Consider the following 26343-nt stretch of genomic DNA (forward strand, 5'->3'; position numbering starts at 1 on the left):
TCTTACCGGGATTCGCCCCGGCCGCGAAAGCGGTGTGGCGAACGCCCGGACGAATGTGTCAGGCGACGTTGCTTGCGGCGAGCCGGATGACCGGTTTCTTCGGCGAGCGCTGTGCCAGCCAGCTGCGTGCCTGATCGACCGGCATCGGGAAGGCGATGGAGTAGCCCTGCACCTGTTCGCAGCCGATCTTGAGCAGCGAGGACAGTTCCTCCTCCGTCTCCGCGCCCTCGGCGATGATGGAGATGCCGAGCCCGCGCGCGAGCTCGGTGATCGCCTTGACGATCGCGCTGTTGTCGTCGTTGGTGTTGATCTTCTGCACGAAGCGGCGGTCGATCTTGAGCCGGTCGATCTCGTTCGGGTTGACGTGGCTGAGCGAGGCGTAGCCGGTACCGAAATCGTCGAGCTCGAGATGAACGCCCGCCGCGCGGATCAGCCTGAGCTTGCCTGCGATGCCCGTCTTCTCGTCGTCCAGGATCACCGATTCCACGATTTCGAGGGAGAGCTTCTGCGGCGGCAGGCCGTGCTTCTCCAGCGTGCCGAACAAGAATTTGGCGAAATCCGCCTCGCGCAGTTCGGTGCCCGACGCGTTCACGGCGAGCCGGCCAAACTGGATCCCGTTGTGGTGCCACTCCGCCGCCGCCCCGATCGCCTTGTCCATGACAATCTTGCCGATCTCGGCCATCAGCCCGGTTTTCTCGGCGATCGGGATGAACTCCCCGGGCGAGATCATGCCGCGCTCCGGATGCGGCCAGCGCACCAGCGCCTCGATGCCGGCCACCGAGCCGTTGAGCAGCGACACCTGCGGCTGGAAATAGACCTCGAAGGAGCGGTCGGCGATCGCCGAGCGCATGTCGCGCTCCAGCATCTTGCGGTAGTCGAGCTCGCGGCGCAGTTCGTCCGAGAAGAAGCAGAACGAGCCGGTGGCCGATTTCTTGGCGTTGTAGAGTGCGAGGTCCGCGTCGACCAGGAGGTCGCTCGCATTGTCGGCATCGACCGGATAGACGGCGATGCCGGCGCTCGCCGCGCACTGGATCGTCACACCCTCGAAGTCCATCGGCTCGCCGATGCGGTCGAGAACACGCTTGGCGACCATGCCGATGTCCTCGGTACGGCCGGCGCCGGTGAGTACGATGACGAATTCGTCGCCGCCGAGCCGCACGCACATGTCCGAGGCGCGCGAGGTCTCGCGCATGCGCCGCGCCGTCGTCGCGAGCACGTAGTCGCCGGCCGCATGACCGATCGTGTCGTTGATCTGCTTGAAGCCGTCGAGGTCGATCTGCAGCACCGCGATGCGCTCGCCGCGGCGCTTGGCGCCGCTGATCTGGGTGTCGAAATGGTCGATCAGGAAGGCGCGGTTGCGCAGCCCCGTCAGCCCGTCATGCGCGGCGAGGAAGGCCATGGAGTTGCGCGCCTCGACAAGTTCGCTCGTCTTGCGGCCGATCGCGTTCGCCATCGGGCGGAAGATGAAGATCGCCACGGCACCGAGCAGCAGGAGGGTGAGCACGTACAACGCCCGATGCACTGTGAGCATGTCGCCGAGGCGCGTGTTGATCAGCGCTTGGAGGCGTTCGCGCAGCTCCGTATAGGCGAGGAGCGTGGTGTTTGCGACGGTGGCGTCGAGATGGGCGAGTTCGAAGCGTGGCGAATAGCCCGACGCCATGACGTCCATCCCAGCTTCCTGTTCGCTGGCAGCGACGAAACGCCGTGCGCGGGCGGCGAGCTCGGTGGTGAAATGGTCGAGATGAAACGGCTGCGCGAACAGGACCTGTTCGAACATCGCGCGGTCGCGCGGCTGCACCGATGCGTCCTCGACGCCGGAAAGGTCGAGCAGCTTGTCATAGTTGCGTTCGAAATCGGTGATCGAGGCGGAGAGGGCGGCAAGCATCTCGGGCCTCGCCTCCGGCCGGGTGAGTTGTACCTGGTTCGCGAGGAACACGATGCGCTGTGAGAGCGTGCCTTGCGTGCCGACGAGCATCAGAAGCTCGCGGTTGGCGCGGTGCTCGGACAGTTTCTGATCGAGCAGCCAGTATGACGCCGTCGCCATCGCGGCGATCAGGGTGAGGGCGATCCAGTAAGTGACCTTCATCTGCCGTGTCAGGCGTGAAGGTCCCGCAGTCTGAGAAGAGTCGTCCATCAAGAGGCGTCCCGGATGCGCATGTGTCCGTCTGCATTCTTCTGGCGAGGAGGTTAATGTCTGGAGAAGGAATCCTCGCTTTGCGCCGCCCGCACCGGCTATCGACATCGCTGGTTAGGAACGATTTGAGCGTATGGCTAAAATGCGATGAATGCCCGCTCCCGAAAGGCGCCCGACGAAGGGCTTTCGTCCGGCCGCGAAATCGGCTTTAAGGGCGCCGGATTTCTCGCGAAGGAATGAAGCCGATGAACATGGAACACAGGCCGGCCAAACTGGCGGGTTTCGTCTGGAACGATCCCTTCCTGCTGGAAGACCAGCTTTCCGAGGACGAGCGCATGATCCGCGACGCGGCGGCCGCGTTCGCCGCGGACAAGCTCGCGCCGCGCGTGGAGGATATGTATCTCAACGAGACCTCAGATCCGTCGATCTTCCGCGAGATGGGCGAGGCGGGCCTGCTGGGCGTCACGGTTCCCGAGGAATATGGCGGCATCGGCGCGAATTATGTGACCTACGGCCTCGTCGCCCGCGAGGTGGAGCGCGTCGACAGCGGTTACCGCTCGATGATGAGCGTGCAGTCCTCGCTGGTGATGTATCCGATCTATGCCTACGGCTCCGAGGAGCAGCGGAAGAAGTATCTGCCGAAGCTGGCGTCGGGCGAGTTCATCGGCTGCTTCGGCCTGACCGAGCCGGAGGCCGGCTCCGACCCGGGCGGCATGAAGACCCGCGCCGAGAAGACCGCAGGCGGCTACCGGCTCAACGGCGCCAAGATGTGGATCTCCAACGCGCCGATCGCCGACGTGTTCGTGGTCTGGGCCAAGCTGAAGAACGAGGACGGCAAGGACGAGATTCGCGGCTTCGTGCTCGAAAAGGGCATGAAGGGCCTGTCGGCGCCGAAGATCGAGGGCAAGCTGAGCCTCCGCGCCTCGATCACCGGCGAAGTGGTGATGGAGAATGTCGAGGTCGGCGAGGATGCGCTGTTGCCCAACGCGCGCGGCCTCGGCGGTCCGTTCGGCTGCCTCAACCGCGCCCGCTACGGCATCTCCTGGGGCGCTCTCGGCGCGGCGGAGGACTGCTGGTTCCGCGCCCGCCAGTATGGCCTCGATCGCAAGCAGTTCGGCAAGCCGCTCGCCGGCACACAACTCTACCAGAAGAAGCTCGCCGACATGCAGACCGAGATTTCGCTCGGCCTGCAGGCCTCGCTGCGCGTCGGCCGGCTGATGGACGAGCACAAGATGGCGCCGGAGATGATCTCGATCGTCAAGCGCAACAACTGCGGCAAAGCGCTCGACATCGCCCGCCAGGCCCGCGACATGCACGGCGGCAACGGCATCCAGATCGGCTATCACGTCATGCGCCACGCGGCGAACCTGGAGACGGTCAACACCTACGAGGGCGCGCACGACGTGCACGCGCTGATCCTCGGCCGGGCGCAGACGGGCATCCAGGCGTTCTTCTGATGACAACGAACGCCACGGCGGGCGCAGGCGACCCGCGCGCCGAGGTGACGGAACTCGTCACCCTGCGCGACGTCCTGCGCTATGCCGTGTCGGCCTTCTCGGCCGCTGGCCTGCATTTCGGCCACGGCTCCGACAATGCGCTCGACGAGGCGGTGTTCCTGATCCTGGAGACGCTCCACCTGCCGGTGGACGACTTCAACGCCTTCGCCGACGCGCGGCTCACCCAGCGCGAAAAGGCGCTGCTCGGCGAGCTCATTGCTCGCCGTGTCGAGGAGCGGCTGCCGGCGGCGTATCTCACCGGCCGAACCTATCTGATGGGCGTGCCGTTCCGCAGCGATGCCCGCGCGCTCGCTCCCCGTTCCTTCATCGCCGAGCTGCTGCGCTCGCCGCTTTTCGACGGTACGGACGAGGGGATCGGCCTGATCGATGACCCGCTGTCGGTGACGTCGGTTCTTGATCTCTGCACCGGCGGCGGTTCGCTGGCGATCTTCGCGGCTTACGCCTTCCCGAATGCCGAGGTTGACGGCGCGGACCTGTCGACGCAGGTGCTGTCGCTCGCGACCGAGAACGTCGCCGACCACGGGCTGGAAGACCGCGTCCACCTGTTCCAGGGCGACCTGTTCGACGCCGTGCCCGGCCGCGCCTACGACCTCATCATCACCAACCCGCCCTATGTGGGGCGCGAGGCGATGGAGGCACTGCCGCGGGAATTCCGCCACGAGCCGGCAATGGCGCTCGACGGCGGCGAGGACGGTTTCGACATCGTCCGCCGCATTCTCGCCGAGGCAGGAAACCATCTCAATCCGGGCGGCGGGCTGCTCTGCGAGATCGGAACCGACCGCGATCTGCTCGAGGCCCAATATCCGGATACACCCTTCCTCTGGCTCGACACCGAAGGCAGCGAGGGCGAGGTGTTCTGGCTGACGCGCGAGCAGTTGCCGGACTGACGGTCAGGCGTGCGCGCGGCGCGCCCTTGTGTTGATGGCCTTGCACACCTGGTTCCGGCCCGCGGCCTTCGCCTGATAGACGGCGGCATCGGCCTCTTCCATCAGCCTGGCGAATGATCTCGGCCTGTCCGGGCTTCGCACGCTGAAGCCGATGCTCGCGGTCACGACGCGCCTGATCCGCTTCGATCCGGAGGCATGGGCGCCTTCGACGTTGGCGCGCATCCGCTCGGCGACCGATTCGGCGATGTCCCGCGTGGCCTCGGTCAGGACCACGACGAATTCCTCGCCGCCAAGGCGCGCGACGAGGTCAAGATGCGGCCGCACGCTGGATCGCAGCGCATCCGCGACCGCCACGAGGCAGGCGTCGCCTTCGACGTGGCCGTACGTGTCGTTGTAGGACTTGAAGTGGTCGATATCGACGACGAGCACGGCGCAGGAGGCAGGCGCTGCGCGCCCGAAGGACATCAGCCGGCGGCGATTGGCGACCCCGGTGAGTGGATCGGTGGTGCTCAGCACCTCGAGCTCGCGGTTCGCGCTCTCCAGCGCCGCGGTGCGTTCTTCGAGGCGCTCCGCCAGGCGCTTGTTCTCGATCGACAGGCGCAGTGCCATCACCAGTCTCCGGCCGAGGTCGCGTCCGATCAACATGGAAAACGGGGCGAGGAGGAAGAAGCCGACGGCAATGACCCAGCCGAATTCGAGCGAGCTGAACAGCGCACCCACGGCGTAGCACCAGAAGATCGGAAAATGGAACAGGTTGTAGGCAGTCTGATGCACCACCGAGGGTATCGAGACGGTCACGGCGCCGAGGCCGATCGATATCGTCAGCAGCGCCTGCTGCCCGGTGGCTATGCTCAGCATCCACCCGCCGCCAATCCCCCAGGCCAGGCCGGACAGGAGATGCATCACGCAGACGAAGCGCTCCCATGCCTCGTCCGTCCATCCAGACGGAATGCTCCGTACCCGCATCGCGGTGGTGATCACATTCGTCGCCGCGATCGCGAAAATGCAGGCAAACCAGATCATCAGTCCCGCTGCGATCTCGGGAGACCAGTAGACGTAGACGGACAGCGATGCCGCGATGATGCTGAGAAACGAGGCCGGGGACGAACTGTGGATGGCATCCATCTGCAGCGAGAGGATCGACCTGTCGTCGTGTGTCGGCTCGGAAGCTGCTGTCGGCACGAAACATCTCTCCCCGGAAGCAGCTATCCTAGCGGAACCAGCTTTAACAATTGATGTCGTGCCTGCCTGCTGCGCGAATGCAAACTGGGGAGCTATTTTGTCGTCGACCTGAACTTGCCCATCAGATAGGGCCCCGACCGGACCGGCTCGTATTTCGGCCGCTCGCCCGCCGCCAGGAACTGAGGCAGCACCGTGATCTCCGCATCCCAGTTCGGCTGGTGGAAGAAGGCGAGGCTCTGGCGACGTTCGCCGCCGCCCTCGTCCGCTCCCGGATTAACCACGCGATGGAGCGTGGAGACCCAGCGGTCATTGGTCCACAATCCCATAAGATCGCCGATATTGATCACGAAGGCGCCGGGCACGGGCGGCACGGGCGTCCATTCGCCGTCGGGCGAAAGGATCTCGAGCCCCTTCGAGCCCTCTTGCGGCAGGAGGATCGTCAGCGTGCCATAGTCGGTATGCGCGCCGGCGCGTAGCTGCCCCGGCTCCGGCGGCACCGCCTGCTCGGGATAGTTCAGCGCTCTCAGCGCGCTGATCGGATGGTCGATGAAGGAATCGAAATAGTGCTCCGGCAGGCCGATCGCGACGGCGAAGACGCGCATGATACGCTGCGCCAGATCCTCCATCGCGCTGTAGTAGGCGGTCCATGCCGCGCGGAAGCCCGCGGGCGCCGCCGGCCAGATCGTCTCGGCATAGCAGAAGGCGAGCGCGTCCTTGTCGTCCAGTCCTGCCGGAACCGAAAGCGGCCCGCCGTTGAAGCTCTCCTTCAGGTCCGGCGGCGTGTCCACGCCCTTCGACTTCGCCAGCGCCTCCAGCTTGGGGCCGAGATAGCCGTAGGGATAACCGGCATAGGGTGCGCGGGCGGCGTACTTCTCCTCGTAGGGAAGGTCGAAGAAGGCCTTGGCCTGGTCCCAGACGCCATCGATCACGGCCCGCGGCACGCCGTGATTTGTGATGGCGAGGAAACCGGTGGAGCGGCAGATCCCGTCGACCTCGGCGCCAAGCGCCTCGCGTTCGGCGCCGCCGGCCTTTTCGAACCGGCCGAGATCGAAAACCGGAAATGCTGCTGTCCTGGCCATGCCCGTCTCCATGCTGCGATGCCGGACAATAACCCAGCACGATGGCGTGTCGACAGGCCGGGAGCATCCCGCCGCGTCGCGGTTTCCTCAACGTAACTCTTCGGTTTCAAAGCGTCGACGAAGGGCCGCCCGTGCGCCTTCGAGCCGAAACGCGGCGCTCCTAGATCGGATGAGCCGCGGCGGCGACGCCTTGCGGCGCTCATGAAAGGACAAGACACTATGAGCATCCAGAAGAAGTCGGCCCCCGCCGAGCACCTCCTCATGTTTCTCGATACGCTGGTGAGCGTGCGCCTGTCGGCCTCCGCCGGCGAGGACCGCATCAGCATCATCGAGCACCGCATGCCCTACGGCTCCAAGACGCCGATGCACATCCACCGCAAGGAGGACGAAGTGTTCCACGTGCTCGACGGCACGATGCGCTTCCGCGTCGAGGGCAAGGACACGGTGGCGCATGCCGGCCAGATCGTTTTGGCGCCGAAGGGCATCCCGCATGCCTTCCGCGTCGAGTCGGTCTCTGGCGCACGCTGCCTGACCATCACCACCGGTGGTGATTTCGAGCGCATGCTGCGCGAGATGGCCAAGCCCGCGGCGTCTGCCGAGCTGATGCCCTATGTCGAGCCGAACCTGCATATCCAGCAGGCGCTCGCCATGGCTTGCGCGCGCAACAACATCGACATCATCGGCGGGCCGATCGCCTGACAGATGACGGCGGGCGAACCGCACTGGTTCGCCCGCTCATGACAGGTCGTTTTTGCGGTAGATTTCCGGCCGCGCAGGCGCGATTGTCCCCAACCGACAAGGGGATTCTCAATGCGCGACGCCTTCATCTCGCATCTCGCTGCCGAGCTCGACGGATTGAAATCCGGCGGCCTCTACAAGAGCGAGCGCGTCATCACGTCGATGCAGTCTGCCGAGATCGAGGTGGCAGGCGGTGCACATGTGCTCAACTTCTGCGCCAACAACTATCTCGGCCTCGCCGACTCGGAGGATCTGCGCGAAGCAGCAAAGGCCGGCCTCGACCGCTACGGCTACGGCATGGCCTCGGTGCGCTTCATCTGCGGCACGCAGGAGGAGCACAAGCAACTCGAGGCCCGTATCTCCTCCTTCCTCGGTTTCGAGGACACGATCCTCTACGGCTCCTGCTTCGACGCCAATGGCGGCCTGTTCGAGACGGTGCTATCCGAGGAGGACGCGGTCATCTCGGACGCGCTCAACCATGCCTCGATCATCGACGGCGTGCGTCTCTCCAAGGCGCAGCGCTTCCGCTATGCCAACAACGACATGAAGGCGCTGGAGGAGGAGCTGAAGAAGGCGGAAGACTGCCGCTTCAAGCTGATCGCCACCGATGGCGTGTTCTCGATGGACGGCATCATCGCCAATCTTGGCGGCGTCTGCGACCTCGCCGAGAAATATGGCGCGATGGTCATGGTGGACGACAGCCATGCCGTCGGCTTCGTCGGCAAGCACGGGCGCGGCTCGGCGGAGCATTGCGGCGTCGAGGGACGCGTGGACATCATTACCGGTACGCTCGGCAAGGCGCTCGGCGGCGCCTCGGGTGGCTATACTTCCGGCCGGCGCGAGGTGGTCGACTGGCTGCGCCAGCGCTCGCGGCCCTACCTTTTCTCCAACACGCTGATGCCGGCGATCGCCGCTGCCTCGCTGAAAGTGTTCGACATCGTCGAGAAGGGCGATGCACTTCGGGCAAAGCTCGCCGGCAACGCCGTGCGCTTCCGCGAGAAGATGACGAAAGCCGGCTTCACCCTCGCCGGCGCAGACCATCCGATCATCCCGGTCATGCTGGGCGACGCAGCGCTGGCTCAGGAGATGGCGGCGCGGATGCTCGCGCGGGGGATCTACGTGATCGGGTTCTCGTTCCCGGTCGTGCCGAAGGGCCAGGCGCGGATCAGGACGCAGATGTCGGCGGCGCATTCGCACGCGGACATCGACAGGGCGGTCGAGGCTTTTGTCGCAGTCGGTAAGGAACTCGGTGTGGTATAAGACGTGGTCGCAGACGACCCGGAGACCGCAGGATGATCATCGCCGAGATGGACAAGTCTGAATGCATGGCATTGCTCGGATCATCTCAGCTCGGAAGGCTGGCCTGTGCCAAAGGCGGGCAACCCTATGTGGTTCCGATTACCTTCGCTGCCGACGGTAACTTTCTTTACGGCTTTTCCCTGTTGGGCCTGAAGATCGATTGGATGCGGGACAAACCGGCCGTCTGCGTGCAGGTGGACGAGTTCGGCGCGGCGCGGGAATGGCGAAGCGTCGTGGTCAACGGCCGCTATGAGGAACTGCCGGACCGTATCGGCTGGAAGCAGCAGCGGGAGCATGCCTGGTCGCTGCTCAGCCGGCACGCGCAGTGGTGGGAGCCGGGTGGTCTGAAGCCCATGGCAGAGACGCCCGCGCCTCACCTCTTCTACCGGATCATCATGGACGAGATCACCGGGCGGCATGCCAAGGATGACTCGAACTAGCAGGAAGCATGTTTCCCGGAGCCATGCCATGTCGAACATGATGCGCGCACTCGTGAAGGCCAGGCCCGAGCCCGGCATCTGGATGGAGCGCGTGCCGATCCCGGAGGTCGGACCGAACGACGTGCTGATCAAGGTGAGAAAATCCGCTATCTGCGGCACCGACGTGCATATCTACAACTGGGACCAGTGGGCGCAGAAAACCGTGCCTGTTCCGATGGTGACCGGCCACGAATTCGTCGGCACGGTGGCCGACGTCGGCTCAGCCGTGACCGAATACAAGCTCGGCCAGCGCGTCTCGGGCGAAGGGCACATCGTCTGCGGCCATTGTCGCAACTGCCGTGCGGGCAGGGGGCATCTCTGCCGCAACACGCTGGGCGTCGGCGTCAACCGGCCGGGCTCGTTCGGCGAATACGTCGCGATCCCGCAGCACAACGTTGTGCCGATCCCGGACGACATACCGGACGAGGTGGCCGCCATCTTCGATCCGCTCGGCAACGCCGTGCACACGACGCTGTCCTTCGATCTCGTCGGCGAGGACGTGCTGGTCACCGGCGCCGGGCCGATCGGCATCATGGGCGCGCTGGTGGCGCAATGCGTCGGCGCGCGGAAAGTGGTCATCACCGACATCAATCCCTACAGGCTCGACCTCGCTCGCAAGGTGGGCGTTCAGCATGTCGTCGACGCCTCGAAGCAGAAGCTGCGCGAGGTCATGGGCGAGATCGGCATGACGGAGGGCTTCGACGTCGGTCTGGAGATGTCGGGCGCCGCGCCCGCCTTCCGCGACATGATCGACACGATGAACAATGGCGGCAAGATCGCCATCCTGGGCATCGCGCCGACCGGCTTCGAGATCGACTGGAACAAGGTGATCTTCAAGATGCTCCACCTGAAAGGCATCTATGGGCGCGAGATGTTCGAGACCTGGTACAAAATGATCGCTCTCGTCCAGGGTCCGTTGGACGTGACCGGCCTGATCACCCACCGCATCGGCATCGACGACTACGAGGCCGGCTTCCAGGCCATGCGCAGCGGCAACTCAGGCAAGGTTGTGATGGATTGGTAGATCCGCCGGCCTCAGACCGGATCCGGACGCGACGCCGTCCCAGCGTCGTCCGCCCGTTGGCGGCGAATCAGGTCTGCCAGGAAGAGACGCGACAGGGCGTGGTAAAGCGGTTCCGGCGAGATCAGGCGTGAAACGCCATAGCCCAGCATCGATGCGAGCATCAGCGGAATGACGTTGCCGTGGTTTCCCGTCATTTCGAGGATGATGACGAAGGCGGTCATCGGCGCCTGCACGACACCCGCAAAATAGCCGGCCATGCCGAGGATCGCGGCGAGGCCGATATCTCCGCCGACGAGCGATCCGAGAGTGCCGCCTAGCCCGGCGCCGACGGAGAGGGAAGGCGCGAACAGGCCGCCCGGAATACCTGCAACCGTCGAGGCGAGGCTCGCGACGAATTTTCCGACGAAGTAAAGGGCGGGCGGCGCCTCCCCCTCGATGGCCGCCCGCGCCTGCTCGTAACCGGTGCCGAAGGTTTGCCCATCCGTGGCGACGCCGATGATGGCGACGACCATGCCTGCCGCGAGCGCGACGATGACGGTGCGGCCGACCGGATCATGGGTGCGCATCCGGCGCACGCGCCGGGTGATCTTCAGGGTCGCGAGGCTGAATGTCGCTCCGAGAGCGCCGCCGACGATCCCGCAGATGACCACCAGCAGCCAGTCGAGCGGGTCGTGCGCCGCGGCGTCGGACACGCCGAAATAGGTGTAGTTGCCGACGATGGCGAGCGAGGCGAGGCCGGCGATGATCACCGCCGACAACACCACGCCATTGGTGCGCGACTGATAGCTGCGCCCCATTTCCTCGATGGCGAAGACGATGCCCGCCAAAGGCGTGTTGAAGGCGGCCGCGATGCCGGCGGCGGAGCCTGCGAGGATCAGTCCACGCGCCTGCGCCATGCCTCCCTTGCGGGCAGCCGCGAGCATGATCGAAGCGCCGACCTGGACGGTGGGACCTTCGCGGCCGATGGAAGCGCCAAACAGAAGCCCGCCTGTGGTCAGCGCGATCTTGCCCACGACCATCCGGAGCGAAAGAAACCAGCTCCGCTCCTCGTCCTGCCGCACATGACGCGCCGCGATGGCCTGGGGTATGCCAGACCCTTGCGAGCCCGGAAAGTAGCGTAGCGCAAGCCAGGCAAGCAGAGCAAAACCAGCCGGCGTCACCGCGAGCGGCAGGAAGCGGCGCCAGTCATCGCGCACGAAGGCGGCAGAGAACAGGTGCTGCGCCCCGTCGGCGAGCCAGGCGAACGCGACGCTGGTAACTCCAATCGCCAGTGCGCCGAACCAGAAGACGAGCCGCTGCCTCCATTGGCGCGGCCGCGCCAGCGCGGTGGATCTGCGCAGCAGCCCTGCGCGACTTCGCCTGCGGGAAGCTTGAGCCATGTTGGAGGCGCGCCCTGAGGGATGACGATCCGGTGTCCGGGATGGACCCGGCAATGTCAACCGCCTGGTGATGACGATCGCCTTGGCGCGACAGAGGACCGCGCTCTTTCAAGGGCACTCGACTTTACGTCGTCCTCACACCTCGTCGAAGCGGCTGCCTTCCTTCGAAGGGTCCTTCCGCAGCACCGCTTCCTCGAGCTCGTCAGGAAGAGCTTCGTCACTTTCCTGATACGGATTGTCGTCGTCTTCCTCGGGAAGTTCGCCATTCGGCTCTTCGTCGAGCAGGTCTTCCGGAAGCTCCACCAGCGGAACCTCTTCGCTCTGGGTCGGTCTGTCATCGGCCATCTTGCATTCTCCTTGCGTTTTCTTCCCAACCGCTCGAAGTGATGATGGTTCCCGTTTCCTGAGCGCCATGACGACATCGTCCGACCTTGCCGCCTTCTTCTCCCGTTCCGCGACCGAGGTCGCGCGAGATCTGATCGGCGCGACGCTGCTGGTGGACGGCGTCGGCGGCAGGATCGTCGAGACGGAGGCCTATGCGGCCGACGAACCCGCCTCCCACAGCTTCCGCGGGCCGACGGCGCGCAATGCGGCGATGTTCGGGCCGCCGGCGCACGCCTATGTCTACCGTTCCTATGGCATCCACTGGTGCCTGAACTTCGTCTGCCTGCCGGGCAGTGCGGTGTTGATCCGTGCTTTGGAGCCGCTGATGGGGCTCGAGGCGATGGCGCGACGCCGCGGAACCGAGAATCCGCGTGCGCTTTGCTCCGGCCCCGGACGCCTGGCGCAGGCGCTGGCCGTCGACATCTCCCTCGATGGCGCGGCCCTCGCGCGCCCGCCTTTCCGTCTCCAAGCCGAACCGGGATCGGCCGACGTCGCGATCGGCCCCCGCATCGGCATCACAAAGGCGGCGGATCTGCCCTGGCGTTTCGGTCTCGCCGGATCGCCCTTCCTCAGCCGGCGGATGTAACGGGCTCGACGCAGCCGGGACGGGCGGATAGTTTCGACGGATGACAGTCCGCCGTCCGGATAGGCCATGACCGCCCAACTCGTCACTCTCGGCTCGAAGGGCGGGCCCGCGATCCGTCCAGGCGGTCCGTCGCCGACCTCCTCGCTGCTGCGGCTCGGCGGCCGCACGATCGTCGTCGACTGCGGCCTCGGCGCCTCCCGTGGGTTGGTTGAAGCCGGCGTCAGCCTCAAGAACCTCGACCTCGTCTTCATCACTCACCTGCATTCCGACCACGTGCTGGAACTGGGCGGCTTGCTCCACACAGCATGGACAACCGGTCTCGACCATGAGGTGCGCGTCTTCGGTCCGCCCGGCACCGGTCACTACTGGGCGCGTTTCGCGCAGGCACTGGAGTTCGACATCGAGATCCGCATCTCCGACGAGGGCCGGCCCGACATCCGCGATCTCGTGCGGATCGAGGAGTTCGCCGAGGGGCCGGTGCTGGATGAGGCCGGGCTCGCGGTCTCGGCCCTGCGCGTCGACCATCCACCGGTGACGGACTGCTTCGCTCTGCGGTTCGATCATGCCGAGGCAAGCATCGTCTTCTCCGCTGATACGGCTTATTTCCCGCCGCTTGCCGATTTCGCGCGCGGCGCCGACGTGCTGGTCCACGAGGCGATGCTCGCCGAGGGCGTCGAGCGACTCGTCGCCCGCACGGGCAACGGCGCGCGGCTGAGGGAGCATCTATTCGCCAGCCACAGTTTTGCGGCGGATGCCGGCCGCATCGCCACCGAGGCAGGCGTCGGGCGGCTGGTGCTCAACCATCTTATTCCCGCCGACGATCCCGCGATCACCCTCGACCATTGGGTCCGAGCCGCGCGGGAGACGTGGCAAGGGCCGTTGACAATTGCCCGCGACGGGCTGTTGGTTGAGTTCGGAACGGCCGGACGCGACAATCAGGAACCGGCCGCGGGAGGAATTGCATGAAGCTTGCCTCGGTGAGGAATGGCCGCCGCGACGGCCGCCTGGTCGTCGTCTCGCGCGATCTGACGCGCTGCACGGACGCCTCGTATCTCGTGCCCACCTTGCAGGCGGCGCTGGACGACTGGCGGCGGATTGCTCCACATCTGGCGGCTCTCGCCGAATCGCTGGAGCACGGCGCCGTGCCGTCCGAGCGTTTCCATGAGCATGACGCGCTCTCGCCGCTGCCGCGCGCCTACCAGTGGGCGGATGCGTCCTCCTTCCACAACCACGTCGAACTGGTCAACAAGGCCCGCGGCCGTGAGGTCCCGGAAAGCTACAGGACCGAGCCAATGATCTACCAGGGCGGCTCCGACGCCTTCCTGGCGCCGCGCGAATCGATCCCTCTTGCCGATGAGCGCTGGGGTCTCGATTTCGAGGGCGAGGTGGCTGTCATCGTCGACGACGTGCCCCTGGGCGCCGAGGCGGCCACCGCACGCGAGGCGATCCGGCTGGTGGTGCTCGTCAACGATGTGTCGCTGCGCTATCTGGCGGCCGGCGAGCTTGCGAAGGGCTTTGGTTTCTATCAAGCCAAGCCGTCCTCTGCCTTCTCGCCGGTCGCGGTGACGCCCGACGAACTGGGCGAGGCGTGGAACGGCGGCAAGGTGCACCTGCCGCTGAGCGTCGACCTCAACGGCAAGCCGTTCGGCCGGGCGAATGCCGGCGTCGGCATGCTGTTCGACTTCGGAGAGATCATCGCGCATGCTGCGAAAACGCGGCCGATCTGCGCCGGCTCGATCTTCGGTTCGGGCACAGTGTCGAACAAGGGCGACGATGGCCCGGGCAAGCCCGTCTCGGACGGCGGCGTCGGCTATTCCTGCATCCTCGAGCAGCGCACCGTGGAGAAGATCCTGTCGGGCTCGTCCGTCACGCCCTTCATGACGGCAGGCGATATGGTGCGCATCGAGATGAAGGACGAGCGTGGCCACTCGATCTTCGGGGCGATCGAGCAGACGGTGGCGGGGCTGGAGTCCTGAAGTGTCGTCGTTGAACGATATCCAGATCGCCGGGTGGATTGTCATCTTCGTGGCCAGTTTTGTCTTCGCGATCGTCGGGTTGTTCGACATGCGAGACAACTGGCCAAAATGGGATGAGGCAACCAACAAGATGTTCGGTGAGCGTCCGACCTCCGTCTGGCACGGGGTGACGATTGGCCTGCGCACGGTACGTGGATGGATCACATTGTCGGCATGGCTGGCCGCCCTCGCTGGAATGGGAATGGCCATGTTTGGCGGGGGGATCGCGCGATGAAGGAACTGCTCCAGTCCTCCACCGTCTTCTTCATCTTCTGCGGCCTGTGGGCGGTCGCGATGATCGCGATGTGGATCTCCGTGACGCGGCTCTGCTATGCCATCGAGGCGCGTTCCGGCCGGCCGGTGCTGAAGAACGGCCTGCCCGGCTTCGCCAATGTCTTCCCGGTCGCCTTTAACGTCGGCGTCGCGAAAGACGAGGAGACCCAGCGCATGCGCTGGCGCATGGTTCAGCGCCTGCTGGTCATCGGCGCGGGATTTGCGTTCTTCCTGATCGTGCTTCGCGAGGCGAACATCTGAGCGCTTTACGCATCCCTCGAAGATTGTTATGAAACATATCAATCGGGTGCGCGCGATTGCCTTGTGCAATCAAGGGAGATAGCGTCGCGCCGGGGAGACTGAAGGGAACGTTCGGGAGGCGGCGTGAACCTTTCATCCATCGTCCATGCGCTTGCGAAGTGGCTTGCCATAATCGGCGGTCTCTTTCTCGTTGCCATAACTGTCATGACGGTGGTCTCCATCGTCGGCCGTTCCCTGATCTTCGCCGGTCTCGGGCCGGTCCCCGGCGATTTTGAGCTGGTCGAGGCGGGCACGGGCTTCGCGGTGTTCGCCTTCCTGCCCTGGTGTCAGCTCAACCGCGGTCACGCCTCTGTCGACCTGTTCACGAACTATCTGCCGCCGGCGGCAAACCGGGTGCTCGATCTGCTCTGGGAGATCGTGCTGGGATTTGTGACGTTCCTCATCGCGTGGCGCCTGTGGATCGGCATGCTCGAGAAGCGGGACTACGGCGAGATTACCTTTATCCTGCAGATTCCCATCTGGTGGGGCATGGCGCTGTGCGCGGTGGCGACCGTGGTCGGCGTGCTGGTCGCCGCCTACATGATCGTGATTCGGGCGATGGAGGTCGTGCAGGGACGCGCGCTGTTGGGGCCGACGACGGGAGCCATCCATTGAGCGCGCTCGAGATCGGTCTCTGGTCGTTTCCCGTCCTTCTTCTCCTGATCTTCCTGCGCATGCCTATAGGGCTTGCCATGCTGGTCTGCGGCCTGGGCGGCACGTGGCTTCTGTCGGGAAGCACGGTGCCGATCCTGGCGAAACTCAAGTCCGAGACCTATTCGACCTTCGCGAGCCATTCGCTGTCGATCATCCCGCTCTTCCTGCTGATGGGCCAGTTCGCCGGCCTCGGCGGCATGTCGCAATCGCTGTTCAAGGCGGCGAACGCCTGGCTGGGTCACAGGCGGGGCGGCGTTGCCATGGCGGCAATCGGCGCCTGCGCCGGCTTCGGCGCGATCTGCGGGTCCTCGCTCGCCACGGCGGCCACCATGGCGCAGGTGGCGCTGCCGGAACTGAAGCGATACGGCTATTCGGGCGGGCTCGCCACCGGCACGTTGGCGGCCGGCGGAACGCTTGGCATCCTGATCCCGCCGTCGATTGTGCTGGTGATCTATGCGATCCTTGCCGAGCAGAACATCGCCAAGCTGTTCCTGGCCGCCTTCGTGCCCGGCATCCTGGCGGCGATCGGCTATATGATCGCCATCTCGATCTATGTCCGGCTCTACCCCGAGACCGCCGGGCAGTCGCCGCGCCTCCCTTATGGCGAGCGCTTCCGCGCGCTGGTCGACGTCTGGCCGGTGCTGCTGGTATTCCTCGCCGTGGTGGGCGGCATCTATTTCGGCTGGTTCACGCCGACGGAGGGTGCTGCGATCGGCGCCGCCGGTACCGGCCTCATCGCCTGGATCAATGGTGGTTTGACCCGGCGGACGCTTGTCCAGTCGATCCTCATGACCGCCAGCGCAACGGGAATGATTTTCTTCATCGTCTTCGGCGCGGCGATGTACAACGGCTTTCTCGCACTGACGCAGATGCCGCAGATCGCCGCCGCCTACATATCCGGTCAAGGCTTCAATCCGTGGGTCGTGATGGTCGCGATCCTCGTGCTCTACCTTATCCTCGGCTGCGTGATGGATTCGCTGTCGATGATCCTGCTGACGATCCCGATCTTCTTCCCGATCGTGACCGCGCTCGACTACGGCCTGTCGCCCGAGGAATTCGCGATCTGGTTCGGCATTCTGGTGCTGATTGTGGTCGAGGTCGGACTGATCACCCCGCCGGTCGGCATGAACCTGTTTGTCATCAACTCGATGGCGAGAGACACGCCGATCCTGGCGACCTACCGGGGCGTTACGCCCTTCGTGATCAGCGATCTCGTCCGCACCACCATCCTGCTGGTCTTCCCGGCGATCTCGCTGTTCCTGCTGCGGTGGCTCTACTAGCCGCGCAGCTGCTTCGCCATCATGTAGAGGTTGGTGGAGCGTGCGCCGGAGCGGCAATAGGCAAAGATCGGGCCCTCCATCTCGTCCAGCGCGTCAGCCATCTTCTCGACATCCTCGGACGTGATCGCGCCGCTGACCACGGGGATATAGCGGAACTCCAGGCCCGCTGCCTTCGCCGCCGCCTCGATGCCTTCGTGCGGCACGGCGCCGTCTTCCGGGTCGGGGCGGTTCGAAATGACGCTCTTGTAGCCGGCGGCCTTGATGGTCGGGATGTCCTCGGCGGTGATCTGGCCGGTCACGGCGAAGTCGTCGGTGATCTTGCGGTATTCCATCGGACACGATCCTCGTTCTGGTGCGCGGACTCATGCCACCGCTGCTGCCGGGGAGCAATGGTTTTCGGGACAGGCCAGGACGGCTGGGCCATCTCACCGCCGTTGCCTGGCCAGGCCGGTCCGTCTAACCACAGGCCATGAGTGCGGATTTCGACATCGTCATCATCGGGGCCGGCATCGCCGGCGTGGGCCTCGCGGCGGCGCTCGGGCCGGGGCCGAGGGTTGCGATCCTCGAGCAGGAGGCCCGCCACGGCTACCATTCGACGGGGCGCTCTGCCGCGATCTACATCCGCAACTACGGCAATGCCGTCATCCGGACGCTGAACGCGGCGAGCGCGCCGCTGTTCGAACAGGGCGATGCCAGCCTCTTCCCGCATCCGCTGCTGACCCCGCGCGGCGTGCTGAACGTCGCCGACGAGGAGGGGCTCGCCAGGCACGAGGCCATGCTCGAAGGTTCTCACGGCATGGAAATCCTGACGCGCGAGCAGGCGCTTGCCATGGTGCCCGCGCTGCGTCCGGAGAAACTGGCGGCCGCTGCCTACGAGCGCGATGCGCAGGACATCGACGTGTCGGCGCTGCACGAGGGCTGGCTGCGCAAGGCGCGGGCCAATGGCGCGACGCTGATGGTCGGCACGCCTATGCTTTCGGCGGCGCGCGTGGGCGGCCGCTGGCAGATCGAGACGCCGGCCGGCGCGCTAACGGCGACCACCCTGGTCGACGCGGCGGGCGCCTGGGCCGACGACGTGGCGACGAGGGCCGGGATCGCGCCGCTCGGCCTGCAGCCGATGCGGCGCTCGATAGCCGTAATCCCGGCGCCGGAGGCATATGATACCGCCGGTTGGCCGCTGATCGCCGATTCCGCCGAGGGCTGGTATGCCAAGCCGGACGCAGGAAGGCTTTACGTGTCGCCGACCGAGGAGATCCCGGTCGATCCGCATGATGCCTATGTCGACGACATGGTGCTGGCCGAAGGGCTCTGGCGCTTCGAGCAAGCGGTCGATGTTCCCATCACGCGCGTCGAGCGGAGTTGGGCCGGCCTGCGTACCTTCGCGCCGGACCGCACGCCAGTCGTGGGTTTCGGCGGCGACGGGTTTTTCTGGCTGGCCGGGCAGGGCGGCTACGGTATCCAGACCTCTCCCGCTCTGTCCGCGCTCGCCGCTGCGCTGGTCAAGGGTGAGCCGCCGCCTGATGGGCTGGAGGCGCTGTTGCCGGCGCTGTCGCCGAAGAGGTTCGGATAGAGGTTCTGGCTGACCTCTCCCTTCCCCGACAGGGTAAGGAGGGTCAGCAGCTCCGGAACGATGGACGCTTTGGCTCCTACGCCGCCTTGTCGAACAATCCTCCAAGCGCGGCGAGCTTGCGCAGATGAAAATCGCCGTCGCCGAAGAGCGTGTTCATCATCGTCAGGCGCTTGAAGTAGTGCGTCACGGCATATTCCGTCGTCATGCCGACGCCGCCATGCAACTGGATTGCGTTCTCGCCGGCGAGCCTACCGCCGCGGCCGAGTTCGACCTTGGCGGCATGCATGGCGCGCGCGCGCTCGTCGGCATCGTCGCTGTCTGCCATCATGGTTGCGAACATGGCGATCGAGCGCATCTGCTCGGTGGCGATGTACATGTCGACCGCCTTGTGCTGCAGCACCTGGAACTGGCCGATGGCGACGCCGAACTGCTTGCGCACCTTGATGTAGTCGACGGTCAGCTCGTGCATGGCCGACATCACGCCGACCGCTTCCGCGGCAAGCGCCGCGATCGCCTGGTCGACCACCGTGCGGACGAGGGGCATGCCGTTGCCGGGATCGCCCAGCACATGGTCGGCCCGAACGTTGTCGAAGGAGATTTCGGCGGCACGCAGCCCGTCCTGCGTGGGGTAGCCGCGCCGCGAAACGCCGGTGGCACCCGCGTCGACGACGAATACGCCGACGCCGGCCTCCTCGCCCGCCTCGCCGCCGGTGCGCGCGGTGACGATCAGCCTGTCGGCGCTGTCGCCATGCAGGACCAGGCTCTTGGCGCCGGAGAGCTTCCAGCCGGAGCCGTCCTTCGCGGCGGTGGTCGAGATATGTGCAAGGTCGTAGCGCGCGCCGCGCTCGACCTGGGCGAAGGCGTATTTGGTCGAGCCGTCGGCGATGCCGGGGATCAGTTCCGCCTTCTGCTCGTCGCTGGCGCCCGAACGCAGGAAGCCGCCGCCGAGCACGACGGTTGCAAAATAGGGCTCCAGCGCCAGCACGCGGCCGAAGGACTCCATGACGATCATGGTCTCCACCGGCCCCCCGCCAATACCGCCGTGGCCCTCCGCGAAGGGCAGCGCCATCAGCCCCATCTCGGCATAGGCGGACCACATGTCAGGACTGAAACCCTCGGCCGCAGCCATGTATTTCTTGCGATCCTCGAAGCCGTAGCGGTCCTTCAGCAGGCGGTCGAGCTGGTCCTTGATGAGCGACTGTTCTTCGGTCAGGTCGAAATCCATTGCGTCCTCACGATGTCCCTAAAGGCCCAGCACGGCCTTGGCGATGATGTTCTTCTGGATCTCGTTCGAGCCCCCATAGATCGAGACCTTGCGGTTGTTGAAATAGGACGGCGCGGCGTGGGCGGCGTATTCGGGTCCGTCAAAGGGCTCGTTGCGGCCGTCTAGTCCATGGTCCTGATAGGGCAGAGCATACGGGCCCATCACCTCCATCAGGAGATGTGTGGTCGCCTGCTGGATCTCCGAGCCCTTGATCTTGAGGATCGAAGAAGCGGGATCGGGCTTGCCGGTATTGCCGCGCTTGGCATCTGCGGCGACGACGCGCAGCTGCGTCAGCTCCAGCGCCTTGAGGTCTATCTCGATCGAGGCGAGCTTTTCGCGGAAGCGCTCGTCCTCCAGCAGTGGCCGGCCGCCGGAGAGTTCAAGCGCTGCGAGCTCGCGGATGCGGGCGATGCGCTGCTTCGACACGCCGATGCGGGCGATGTTGGTGCGCTCGTTGCCGAGCAGGAACTTGGCGTAGTCCCAGCCCTTGTTTTCCTCGCCGACGAGGTTTTCCACCGGCACGCGCACGTCGGTAAGGAACACCTCATTGATTTCGCGGCCGCCATCCATCGTAACGATCGGGCGGACCTCGATGCCGGGCGTCTTCATGTCGATCAGCAGGAAGGAGATACCCTCCTGCTTCTTGGCCTCTGTATTGGTTCGCACGAGGCAGAAGATCCAGTCGGCGTATTGAGCTAGCGTCGTCCAGGTCTTCTGGCCGTTGACGATGTAGTGGTCGCCGTCGCGGATCGCGCGGGTCTTGAGCGAGGCGAGGTCGGAGCCGGCGCCGGGTTCCGAGAACCCCTGGCACCACCAGTCGTCGAGGTTGCGGATGCGCGGCAGGAAGCGCTCCTTCTGCGCTTTCGAGCCGAAGGTGTAGATGACCGGTCCCACCATGTTGACGCCAAAGGCGAGCGGCTGCGGCGCGGGGAACTTCTGCAGCTCCTCGAGGAAGATATATTGCCGCATTGGGTCCCAGCCGGTGCCGCCATATTCGACCGGCCAGTGGGGCGCACCCCAGCCATGCGCGTTCAGCACGCGCGACCAGGAGACGAGATCCTCCTTGCCGAGATATTCGCCGTCTACAGTCTTGCGGCGGATATCGGGGTCGAGGTTCTCGGCGAAGAAGGCGCGAACCTCCTCGCGGAAGGCGTTTTCCTCGCGCGTGAAGCGAAGGTCCATATGCGTTCTCCCTCTTTTTCTCTTCTCCCCGTTCACGGGGAGAAGTTGGCCCGAAGGGCCGGATGAGGGGCGGTCACTTTTCCAGTCGCAGGCACCGCCCCTCGTCTGCCTGCCGGCATCTTCTCCCCGTGAACGGGGAGAAGAGGGCTGTCCTCACACGATCTCCAGCAGTCCGGCGCCGCCCATGCCTCCGCCGATGCACATGGTCACGACGGCATACTTGACGCCGCGGCGCTTGCCCTCGATCAGAGCATGGCCGGCGAGACGTGCACCGCTCATGCCGTAAGGATGGCCGACCGCGATCGCCCCACCGTCGACATTGAGCTTGGACGGGTCGATGCCCAGCCGGTCACGGCAGTAGATCACCTGCACGGCGAAGGCCTCGTTGAGCTCCCACAGGCCGATGTCGTCGATCTTGAGGCCGTGGCGTTCGAGCAGACGCGGCACGGCGAAGACAGGGCCGATGCCCATTTCGTCGGGCTCGCAGCCGGCGACGTTGAAGCCGCGGAAGATCCCGAGCGGGGTGAGGCCGCGCTTCTCGGCCTCCTTGCTGCTCATCATCACCGAGGCGGCGGCGCCGTCGGAGAGCTGGCTGGCATTGCCGGCGGTGACGACGCCGCCCTCGCGCACTGGCTTGAGGCCGGCAAGGCCTGCCGCCGTCGTGTCGGCGCGCGGACCTTCGTCATGCACGACCTCGATCTCCTTGTAGGAGATCGCCTTCGTCTCCTTGTCGACCACGGCCATGCGCGTCTTCATCGGCGCGATCTCCGTGGCGAAGCGGCCGGCCTCGCGGGCGGCGGCCGTGCGCCTCTGTGATTCCAGCGCATATTCGTCCTGCCGCTCGCGCGAGATGCCGTAGCGCTTGGCGACGACCTCTGCGGTGTCGATCATCGGCATGTAGGCTGCCGGGTGCAGCGACAGCAGCTTCTCGTCCTTGAGCCGGAACGTGTTCTGGTGCTCGTTCTGAACGAGGCTGATCGATTCAAGCCCTCCGGCGATGCCGATCTTGACGCCGTCATTGCGGATGGCGTTGGCAAGCAGCGACATCGACTGGATGCCCGACGAGCACTGGCGGTCGATCGTGGTGCCGGCGGTCGTGACCGGCAGGCCGGCCGTCAACAGTGCGCGTCGCGCGACGTTGACACCGTCGGTGCCCTCGGGCATCGCGCAGCCCATGATGACGTCTTCGATCTCGGCGCCGTCGATGCCGGAACGCTTCAGAGCGTGCTCTATCGCATGGCCGCCGAGCGTAGCGCCGGTGGTGTCGTTGAAGGCGCCGCGATAGGCCTTGCCAATCGGCGTGCGGGCAGTTGAAACGATGACGGCGTCGACCATTCTTCAGGCTCCTTGGCTTTGGGATGCGGCCTTGTCCCGCTCTTCCCGCTTGAGTTCGAGTTTGGAAAGCTTGCCCACCGGCGTGCGCGGAAGGGCTGCGCGGATCTCCAGCGCGGCGGGCATTTCGTGCGGGCCAAGCCGGCCCTTGAGGAAGGCGCGCAGGCTTTCCAGCGTCAGGGGGGAAGCGCCTGCATGCAGCTTGACGAAGGCCTTCGCAGCCTCGCCACGATAGGGGTCGGAAACGCCGATCACCAGCACTTCCTCGACGTCCGGATGCTCGTAGATCGCCTGCTCGATCATCTGCGGATAGACGTTGAAGCCGCCGGAGATGATCATGTCCTTCTTGCGGTCGACGAGGAAGATGAAGCCGTCCTCGTCCATGTGCCCGATGTCACCCGTGAGGAACCAGCCGTCGGCGAAGGCAGCCGCATTCTCGTCCGGCCGGTTGAGATAGCCGGAGGTGACGTTGGCGCCCTTCACCGCGATCTCACCGGTCTCGCCGCGGGCGAGCTCGCGGCGCGGATCGTCGAGTGCAACGATGCGCATGCGGATACCGGGCAGCGGCAGGCCTATCGTGCCCGCCTTGTCGGGACGGCCGCGCGGAATGTTTGTACCGGCAGGCGAGGTCTCGGTCATCCCCCAGCCGCCGAGCAGTTCGATACCGGCGAGATCCTTCAGCCTGCGTGCGACCTCGACGGGCAGGGGCGCGCCGCCGGAGCCGCAATAATGCAGCGAGGAAATGTCGCGCTTCTCGAAGCCGGGCAAGGAGCAGATGGCGATCCACATCGTCGGCACACCGGGGAAGACCGTCACGCCCGCCTCGATTTCGGCCAGCGCCGTTTCGGCGTCGAAGCGCGTGTGCAGGACCATGGTCTGGCCGTCGATCAGCGCACGCAGCATCACGGCGACCAGCGCGTAGATATGGAAAAGGGGGAGGACCAGCAGCACCTTTTCCTTGCCTACCCGCGTCAGCCCGTCCGCCGCGCTCCAGAGCGCATAGGAGGAGACGGCCGCCGACAGGTTCGCATGCGTCAGCATTGCCGCTTTGGGCAGGCCGGTGGTGCCACCGGTATATTGCAGCAGGGCGAGGTCTTCGACTGCGACGGACTGGAAGGATGCCGGACCGGCGGTGCCGATGAAGTCGTCCCAGTCGGTCACGCCGTCCGCGGCGGGCAGCGGGCCGGTGAGCGGGGAGGAGCCGAAACGTGCATCGTCGCCGACGATGAGGCGGTCGACGAGGCCGGACTCCAGCAGCGCAACGGCACCGGCCGCAATGCCGCCGATATTGGTGGTGACGAGCGTCCGCGCGCCGGAATCGGTGAGCTTGTGAGCGACGACCTTCGGCGCGTCGAGCGGCGAGAGGTGAACCACAGTGGCGCCCGCCTTCAGCGCGCCGAAGAAGGCATAGGGGTGGTAGAGCGTGTTGGGCAGGAGGAGGGCGACCCGGTCGCCCTTGCCGATGCCGATTGCCGCGAAACCGGCCGCGGCGCGGTCGGCCTCGCGCTTGAGGTCGCGGTAGCTGATCTTCGCGTCGCGGAAGATGAAGGCGATCGTATCGCCGAATTGCTCGGCGCTCCGGTCGACAGCCTCATGGACCGGCCAGGTGTCGAGGGCGACGTCCGGGGAGAAGCCCCCCGGATAGGACCTGGCCCAGGGCCAGGGGTCGCCCGCGATCGCCTGGATCATGCAGCGGCCTTGGTGGCATCTGCGAAGCTGCCGTTTTGCGCGGCCAGCTTCCTGAGCAGCGGCGAGGGGTTGTAGACCTCCTTGCCGGTCTTGCCGTACCAGTAGTCGAGCCGCTCGACGATCTTCGGCAGACCCACGAGCTCGGCCCAGAACATCGGACCGCCCTTGCCGACCGGGAAGCCGTAGCCGTTGACCCACACCGTGTCGATGTCGGAGGAGCGGATGGCGATGCCCTCCTCCAGGATGCGCGCACCCTCGTTGATCATCGGATACATCATGCGCTCGGTGATCTCCTCGTTGGAGATGTCGCGGCGGTTGATGCCCTTCTCGCGCGCCTTTTCGACGATCAGCGCCTCGACCTCCGGATCGGAGACCGGCGTGCGGCCGTCCGGATAGAGGTAGTAGCCCTTGCCGGTCTTCTGGCCGTAGCGGCCCTGCTCGCAGAGCGCGTCGCCAATGGCGGCCGTCTTGCCGAGCGACTTGCGCGTGCGCCAGCCGATGTCGAGGCCGGCGAGGTCCCACATCTGATAGGTGCCCATCGGCCAGCCGAAATCGGTGAAGACCTTGTCGGCCTGGGCAGGCGTAGCACCCTCGAGCAAAAGGTCCTCCGCCTCTGCGCCGCGCGCGCCGAGCATGCGGTTGCCGACGAAGCCGTGGCAAACGCCGACGACCACCGGCACCTTGCCGATCGCCTTGCCGACGGCGATCGCGGTGGCGATGACGTCAGGCGCGGTCTTCGAACCGCGCACGATCTCCAGCAGCTTCATCACGTTGGCCGGCGAGAAGAAGTGCATGCCGAGCACGTCCTGCGGGCGGCTGGTGAACTTCGCGATCTCATTGACGTCGAGATAGGAGGTGTTGGAGGCGAGGATCGCGCCCGGCTTGGCGATCTTGTCGAGCGTGCCGAACACCTTCTCCTTGACGCCCATCTCTTCGAAGACCGCCTCAATGATCAGGTCGCAGTCGGCGAGATCGGCATAGTCGGTCGTCCCCTTGAACATCGACATCCGCTTGGCCTTGGCCTCCTCGGTCAACGAGCCGCGCGAGACGGAGATGCCGTAGTTCTTCTCGATGACGCCGAGCCCGCGCTTCAGTGCCTCGTCGGACATTTCAAGGATGGTGACCGGGATGCCGCCGTTGACGAAGGACATCGAGATGCCGCCACCCATGGTGCCGGCGCCGATGACGCCCACCTTGGCGATCTTGCGCGGCTTGTCGTCCTTGCCGACGCCCGGCACCTTGTTCGCCTCGCGCTCGGCGAAGAACAGGTGGCGTTGCGCGCGCGACTGGTCGCCCTTGACGAGTTCGTGGAAGAAGTTGCGCTCGGCGGTTGCTGCCTCGGCGAAGGGCATGGTCAGCGCGTTGCGCACCGACTGGGCGCAGGTCTTGGGCGCGTCGAGGCCCTTGGACTTCTTAAGTACCTCGGCGATCTCGGCGTCGAAGGCAGCCATGTTCGCGCGCACCGGGGCGAGCTTGTCGTCGCGCTGGCTGACGGCAATCAGCGTGGCCTTCGAGGCAGCCTTTTCACGCGCGAACCGGATCGCATTCGCCAGGAGATCCCCGTCCACCACCTCATCGACCAGGCCGCTTGCGAGCGCGTCCTTCGCACCGATCGGCGTGCCGGACACGATCATCTTCAAGGCCTTGGACGGCCCCACGAGGCGCGGCAGGCGCTGCGTGCCGCCTGCGCCCGGCAGGATGCCGAGCTTGACTTCCGGCAACCCCATCTTGGCCGAGGCCTCCGCCACGCGGAAGTGGCAGCCCATCGCCAGTTCGAGGCCGCCGCCGAGCGCGGTGCCGTGAACGGCAGCGACGGTCGGCTTCTGGAAGGTCTCGATCAGGTCGATGATCTCCGGCAGGAAGGGATACTGTATCGGCTTGCCGAACTCGGTAATGTCGGCGCCCGCCACGAAGGTGCGGCCGGCGCAGGCGAGCACGAGGGCTTCGACTGACGAGTCGTCGCGCAGTTCGAGCAGGCGGGCGTGCAGCGGCTCGCGGACGTGGAACGACATCGCGTTCACCGGCGGGTTGTCGATCGTCACGATGGCGACATTGCCGTCGCGGGTGACAGTCACGGGCTGGGACATCAGCTACTC

General features: G+C 65.6%; 25 protein-coding genes. 14 read left to right on the plus strand and 11 right to left on the minus strand.

Going from position 1 to position 26343, the window contains the following annotated elements:
• Positions 1 to 58: 58 nt before the first annotated feature.
• Positions 59 to 2134 carry a putative bifunctional diguanylate cyclase/phosphodiesterase gene (locus tag B9Z03_RS11115; RefSeq protein ID WP_085464275.1) on the minus strand — a complete coding sequence of 692 codons (2076 nt, stop codon included), beginning with the start codon at positions 2132 to 2134 and terminating at the stop codon, positions 59 to 61.
• A 245-nt stretch (positions 2135 to 2379) separates the two neighbouring features.
• On the opposite strand from B9Z03_RS11115, the gene B9Z03_RS11120 reads away from it, so the two are divergent.
• Both B9Z03_RS11120 and prmB read left to right on the plus strand, forming a co-directional pair.
• Complete coding sequence (locus B9Z03_RS11120) at positions 2380 to 3591, plus strand: acyl-CoA dehydrogenase (RefSeq protein ID WP_210191362.1); 1212 nt, start codon at positions 2380 to 2382, stop codon at positions 3589 to 3591.
• On the plus strand, positions 3591 to 4538 hold the full coding sequence (gene prmB / locus B9Z03_RS11125; RefSeq protein ID WP_085464276.1) for a 50S ribosomal protein L3 N(5)-glutamine methyltransferase: 948 nt from the start codon (positions 3591 to 3593) through the stop codon (positions 4536 to 4538). Before B9Z03_RS11120 ends, prmB begins: the two co-directional genes overlap by 1 nt.
• A 3-nt stretch (positions 4539 to 4541) precedes the next feature.
• On the opposite strand, the gene B9Z03_RS11130 is transcribed toward prmB, so the two are convergent.
• Together B9Z03_RS11130 and B9Z03_RS11135 are read right to left on the minus strand one after the other, a co-directional pair.
• Positions 4542 to 5720, minus strand: a complete 1179-nt coding sequence (locus B9Z03_RS11130) for a GGDEF domain-containing protein (RefSeq protein ID WP_085464277.1) — start codon at positions 5718 to 5720, stop codon at positions 4542 to 4544.
• A gap of 92 nt (positions 5721 to 5812) precedes the next feature.
• Positions 5813 to 6799: an isopenicillin N synthase family dioxygenase gene (locus B9Z03_RS11135; RefSeq protein WP_085464278.1), complete on the minus strand. Its 987-nt coding sequence runs from the start codon at positions 6797 to 6799 to the stop codon at positions 5813 to 5815.
• 219 nt (positions 6800 to 7018) lie between these two features.
• Here B9Z03_RS11135 and B9Z03_RS11140 point away from each other — a divergent pair, with 219 nt between their 5' ends.
• The 4 genes from B9Z03_RS11140 (at position 7019) to tdh (ending at position 10339) form a co-directional block, all read left to right on the plus strand.
• Positions 7019 to 7498, plus strand: coding sequence for a cupin domain-containing protein (locus B9Z03_RS11140; protein ID WP_085464279.1), 480 nt, complete (start codon positions 7019 to 7021; stop codon positions 7496 to 7498).
• Between the two features lie 111 nt (positions 7499 to 7609).
• Complete coding sequence (locus B9Z03_RS11145; RefSeq protein ID WP_085464280.1) at positions 7610 to 8797, plus strand: glycine C-acetyltransferase; 1188 nt, start codon at positions 7610 to 7612, stop codon at positions 8795 to 8797.
• Between the two features lie 32 nt (positions 8798 to 8829).
• A complete protein-coding gene (locus B9Z03_RS11150; RefSeq protein WP_085464281.1) occupies positions 8830 to 9276 on the plus strand; it encodes a pyridoxamine 5'-phosphate oxidase family protein in 447 nt (148 codons plus the stop codon).
• A 28-nt stretch (positions 9277 to 9304) separates the two neighbouring features.
• A complete protein-coding gene (gene tdh, locus B9Z03_RS11155; protein ID WP_085464282.1) occupies positions 9305 to 10339 on the plus strand; it encodes an L-threonine 3-dehydrogenase in 1035 nt (344 codons plus the stop codon).
• Positions 10340 to 10350: 11 nt separating this feature from the next.
• On the opposite strand, the gene B9Z03_RS11160 is transcribed toward tdh, so the two are convergent.
• Together B9Z03_RS11160 and B9Z03_RS11165 are read right to left on the minus strand one after the other, a co-directional pair.
• A complete protein-coding gene (locus tag B9Z03_RS11160) occupies positions 10351 to 11718 on the minus strand; it encodes a chloride channel protein (RefSeq protein ID WP_085464283.1) in 1368 nt (455 codons plus the stop codon).
• 135 nt (positions 11719 to 11853) lie between these two features.
• Positions 11854 to 12063 carry a hypothetical protein gene (locus tag B9Z03_RS11165; protein ID WP_085464284.1) on the minus strand — a complete coding sequence of 70 codons (210 nt, stop codon included), beginning with the start codon at positions 12061 to 12063 and terminating at the stop codon, positions 11854 to 11856.
• A gap of 67 nt (positions 12064 to 12130) precedes the next feature.
• On the opposite strand from B9Z03_RS11165, the gene B9Z03_RS11170 reads away from it, so the two are divergent.
• From B9Z03_RS11170 to B9Z03_RS11200, 7 genes are all read left to right on the plus strand, one after another.
• Positions 12131 to 12688: a DNA-3-methyladenine glycosylase gene (locus tag B9Z03_RS11170; RefSeq protein ID WP_085464285.1), complete on the plus strand. Its 558-nt coding sequence runs from the start codon at positions 12131 to 12133 to the stop codon at positions 12686 to 12688.
• 66 nt (positions 12689 to 12754) lie between these two features.
• Positions 12755 to 13654, plus strand: coding sequence for an MBL fold metallo-hydrolase (locus B9Z03_RS11175; protein WP_085464286.1), 900 nt, complete (start codon positions 12755 to 12757; stop codon positions 13652 to 13654).
• Entirely contained in the window at positions 13651 to 14664 is a 1014-nt protein-coding gene (locus B9Z03_RS11180) for a fumarylacetoacetate hydrolase family protein (RefSeq protein ID WP_085464287.1), read from the plus strand. The genes B9Z03_RS11175 and B9Z03_RS11180 overlap by 4 nt, the downstream gene beginning before the upstream one ends.
• Positions 14665 to 14674: 10 nt before the next feature.
• Complete coding sequence (locus tag B9Z03_RS11185) at positions 14675 to 14938, plus strand: hypothetical protein (RefSeq protein ID WP_139832230.1); 264 nt, start codon at positions 14675 to 14677, stop codon at positions 14936 to 14938.
• A complete protein-coding gene (locus B9Z03_RS11190) occupies positions 14935 to 15237 on the plus strand; it encodes a hypothetical protein (protein WP_085464289.1) in 303 nt (100 codons plus the stop codon). Before B9Z03_RS11185 ends, B9Z03_RS11190 begins: the two co-directional genes overlap by 4 nt.
• A gap of 123 nt (positions 15238 to 15360) precedes the next feature.
• The gene (locus tag B9Z03_RS11195) at positions 15361 to 15891 is read left to right on the plus strand and encodes a TRAP transporter small permease (RefSeq protein ID WP_085464290.1); all 531 of its coding nucleotides are present in this window, start codon (positions 15361 to 15363) and stop codon (positions 15889 to 15891) included.
• Positions 15888 to 17210, plus strand: coding sequence for a TRAP transporter large permease (locus B9Z03_RS11200; RefSeq protein WP_085464291.1), 1323 nt, complete (start codon positions 15888 to 15890; stop codon positions 17208 to 17210). Before B9Z03_RS11195 ends, B9Z03_RS11200 begins: the two co-directional genes overlap by 4 nt.
• On the opposite strand, the gene B9Z03_RS11205 is transcribed toward B9Z03_RS11200, so the two are convergent.
• Positions 17207 to 17542 carry a protein tyrosine phosphatase family protein gene (locus tag B9Z03_RS11205; RefSeq protein ID WP_085464292.1) on the minus strand — a complete coding sequence of 112 codons (336 nt, stop codon included), beginning with the start codon at positions 17540 to 17542 and terminating at the stop codon, positions 17207 to 17209. The two genes, B9Z03_RS11200 and B9Z03_RS11205, sit on opposite strands and share 4 nt — an antisense overlap.
• Before the next feature lie 137 nt (positions 17543 to 17679).
• Here B9Z03_RS11205 and B9Z03_RS11210 point away from each other — a divergent pair, with 137 nt between their 5' ends.
• Positions 17680 to 18780: an NAD(P)/FAD-dependent oxidoreductase gene (locus tag B9Z03_RS11210; protein ID WP_085464293.1), complete on the plus strand. Its 1101-nt coding sequence runs from the start codon at positions 17680 to 17682 to the stop codon at positions 18778 to 18780.
• Positions 18781 to 18856: 76 nt separating this feature from the next.
• Here the strand turns inward: B9Z03_RS11210 and B9Z03_RS11215 are convergent, their stop codons facing one another.
• The 5 genes from B9Z03_RS11215 to B9Z03_RS11235 form a co-directional block, all read right to left on the minus strand.
• Positions 18857 to 20005: an acyl-CoA dehydrogenase family protein gene (locus B9Z03_RS11215; protein ID WP_085464294.1), complete on the minus strand. Its 1149-nt coding sequence runs from the start codon at positions 20003 to 20005 to the stop codon at positions 18857 to 18859.
• 18 nt (positions 20006 to 20023) lie between these two features.
• On the minus strand, positions 20024 to 21226 hold the full coding sequence (gene pimC / locus B9Z03_RS11220; protein WP_085464295.1) for a pimeloyl-CoA dehydrogenase large subunit: 1203 nt from the start codon (positions 21224 to 21226) through the stop codon (positions 20024 to 20026).
• A gap of 153 nt (positions 21227 to 21379) precedes the next feature.
• On the minus strand, positions 21380 to 22561 hold the full coding sequence (locus tag B9Z03_RS11225; RefSeq protein ID WP_085464296.1) for an acetyl-CoA C-acyltransferase: 1182 nt from the start codon (positions 22559 to 22561) through the stop codon (positions 21380 to 21382).
• A 3-nt stretch (positions 22562 to 22564) separates the two neighbouring features.
• Positions 22565 to 24247 (minus strand): AMP-binding protein, encoded by a 1683-nt coding sequence (locus B9Z03_RS11230; RefSeq protein ID WP_085464297.1) that lies wholly within the window; start codon positions 24245 to 24247, stop codon positions 22565 to 22567.
• Positions 24244 to 26334 (minus strand): 3-hydroxyacyl-CoA dehydrogenase NAD-binding domain-containing protein, encoded by a 2091-nt coding sequence (locus B9Z03_RS11235; RefSeq protein WP_085464298.1) that lies wholly within the window; start codon positions 26332 to 26334, stop codon positions 24244 to 24246. The genes B9Z03_RS11230 and B9Z03_RS11235 overlap by 4 nt, the downstream gene beginning before the upstream one ends.
• Positions 26335 to 26343: the final 9 nt, after the last annotated feature.

Origin of the sequence: Mesorhizobium australicum (assembly GCF_900177325.1) — a bacterium.
Taxonomy (GTDB): domain Bacteria; phylum Pseudomonadota; class Alphaproteobacteria; order Rhizobiales; family Rhizobiaceae; genus Mesorhizobium_A; species Mesorhizobium_A australicum_A.

What these genes read in the sequence shown, in the direction of transcription:
- B9Z03_RS11205 (WP_085464292.1), bottom strand. Translation starts at nt 17,542, where the DNA reads ATGGAATACCGCAAGATCACCGACGACTTCGCCGTGACCGGCCAGATC.
- B9Z03_RS11190 (WP_085464289.1), top strand. Translation starts at nt 14,935, where the DNA reads ATGAAGGAACTGCTCCAGTCCTCCACCGTCTTCTTCATCTTCTGCGGC.
- B9Z03_RS11235 (WP_085464298.1), bottom strand. Translation starts at nt 26,334, where the DNA reads ATGTCCCAGCCCGTGACTGTCACCCGCGACGGCAATGTCGCCATCGTG.
- B9Z03_RS11230 (WP_085464297.1), bottom strand. Translation starts at nt 24,247, where the DNA reads ATGATCCAGGCGATCGCGGGCGACCCCTGGCCCTGGGCCAGGTCCTAT.
- B9Z03_RS11210 (WP_085464293.1), top strand. Translation starts at nt 17,680, where the DNA reads ATGAGTGCGGATTTCGACATCGTCATCATCGGGGCCGGCATCGCCGGC.
- B9Z03_RS11160 (WP_085464283.1), bottom strand. Translation starts at nt 11,718, where the DNA reads ATGGCTCAAGCTTCCCGCAGGCGAAGTCGCGCAGGGCTGCTGCGCAGA.
- B9Z03_RS11120 (WP_210191362.1), top strand. Translation starts at nt 2,380, where the DNA reads ATGAACATGGAACACAGGCCGGCCAAACTGGCGGGTTTCGTCTGGAAC.
- B9Z03_RS11215 (WP_085464294.1), bottom strand. Translation starts at nt 20,005, where the DNA reads ATGGATTTCGACCTGACCGAAGAACAGTCGCTCATCAAGGACCAGCTC.
- B9Z03_RS11170 (WP_085464285.1), top strand. Translation starts at nt 12,131, where the DNA reads ATGACGACATCGTCCGACCTTGCCGCCTTCTTCTCCCGTTCCGCGACC.
- B9Z03_RS11225 (WP_085464296.1), bottom strand. Translation starts at nt 22,561, where the DNA reads ATGGTCGACGCCGTCATCGTTTCAACTGCCCGCACGCCGATTGGCAAG.
- B9Z03_RS11140 (WP_085464279.1), top strand. Translation starts at nt 7,019, where the DNA reads ATGAGCATCCAGAAGAAGTCGGCCCCCGCCGAGCACCTCCTCATGTTT.
- B9Z03_RS11150 (WP_085464281.1), top strand. Translation starts at nt 8,830, where the DNA reads ATGATCATCGCCGAGATGGACAAGTCTGAATGCATGGCATTGCTCGGA.
- B9Z03_RS11180 (WP_085464287.1), top strand. Translation starts at nt 13,651, where the DNA reads ATGAAGCTTGCCTCGGTGAGGAATGGCCGCCGCGACGGCCGCCTGGTC.
- pimC (WP_085464295.1), bottom strand. Translation starts at nt 21,226, where the DNA reads ATGGACCTTCGCTTCACGCGCGAGGAAAACGCCTTCCGCGAGGAGGTT.
- prmB (WP_085464276.1), top strand. Translation starts at nt 3,591, where the DNA reads ATGACAACGAACGCCACGGCGGGCGCAGGCGACCCGCGCGCCGAGGTG.
- B9Z03_RS11175 (WP_085464286.1), top strand. Translation starts at nt 12,755, where the DNA reads ATGACCGCCCAACTCGTCACTCTCGGCTCGAAGGGCGGGCCCGCGATC.
- B9Z03_RS11145 (WP_085464280.1), top strand. Translation starts at nt 7,610, where the DNA reads ATGCGCGACGCCTTCATCTCGCATCTCGCTGCCGAGCTCGACGGATTG.
- B9Z03_RS11165 (WP_085464284.1), bottom strand. Translation starts at nt 12,063, where the DNA reads ATGGCCGATGACAGACCGACCCAGAGCGAAGAGGTTCCGCTGGTGGAG.
- tdh (WP_085464282.1), top strand. Translation starts at nt 9,305, where the DNA reads ATGTCGAACATGATGCGCGCACTCGTGAAGGCCAGGCCCGAGCCCGGC.
- B9Z03_RS11115 (WP_085464275.1), bottom strand. Translation starts at nt 2,134, where the DNA reads ATGGACGACTCTTCTCAGACTGCGGGACCTTCACGCCTGACACGGCAG.
- B9Z03_RS11135 (WP_085464278.1), bottom strand. Translation starts at nt 6,799, where the DNA reads ATGGCCAGGACAGCAGCATTTCCGGTTTTCGATCTCGGCCGGTTCGAA.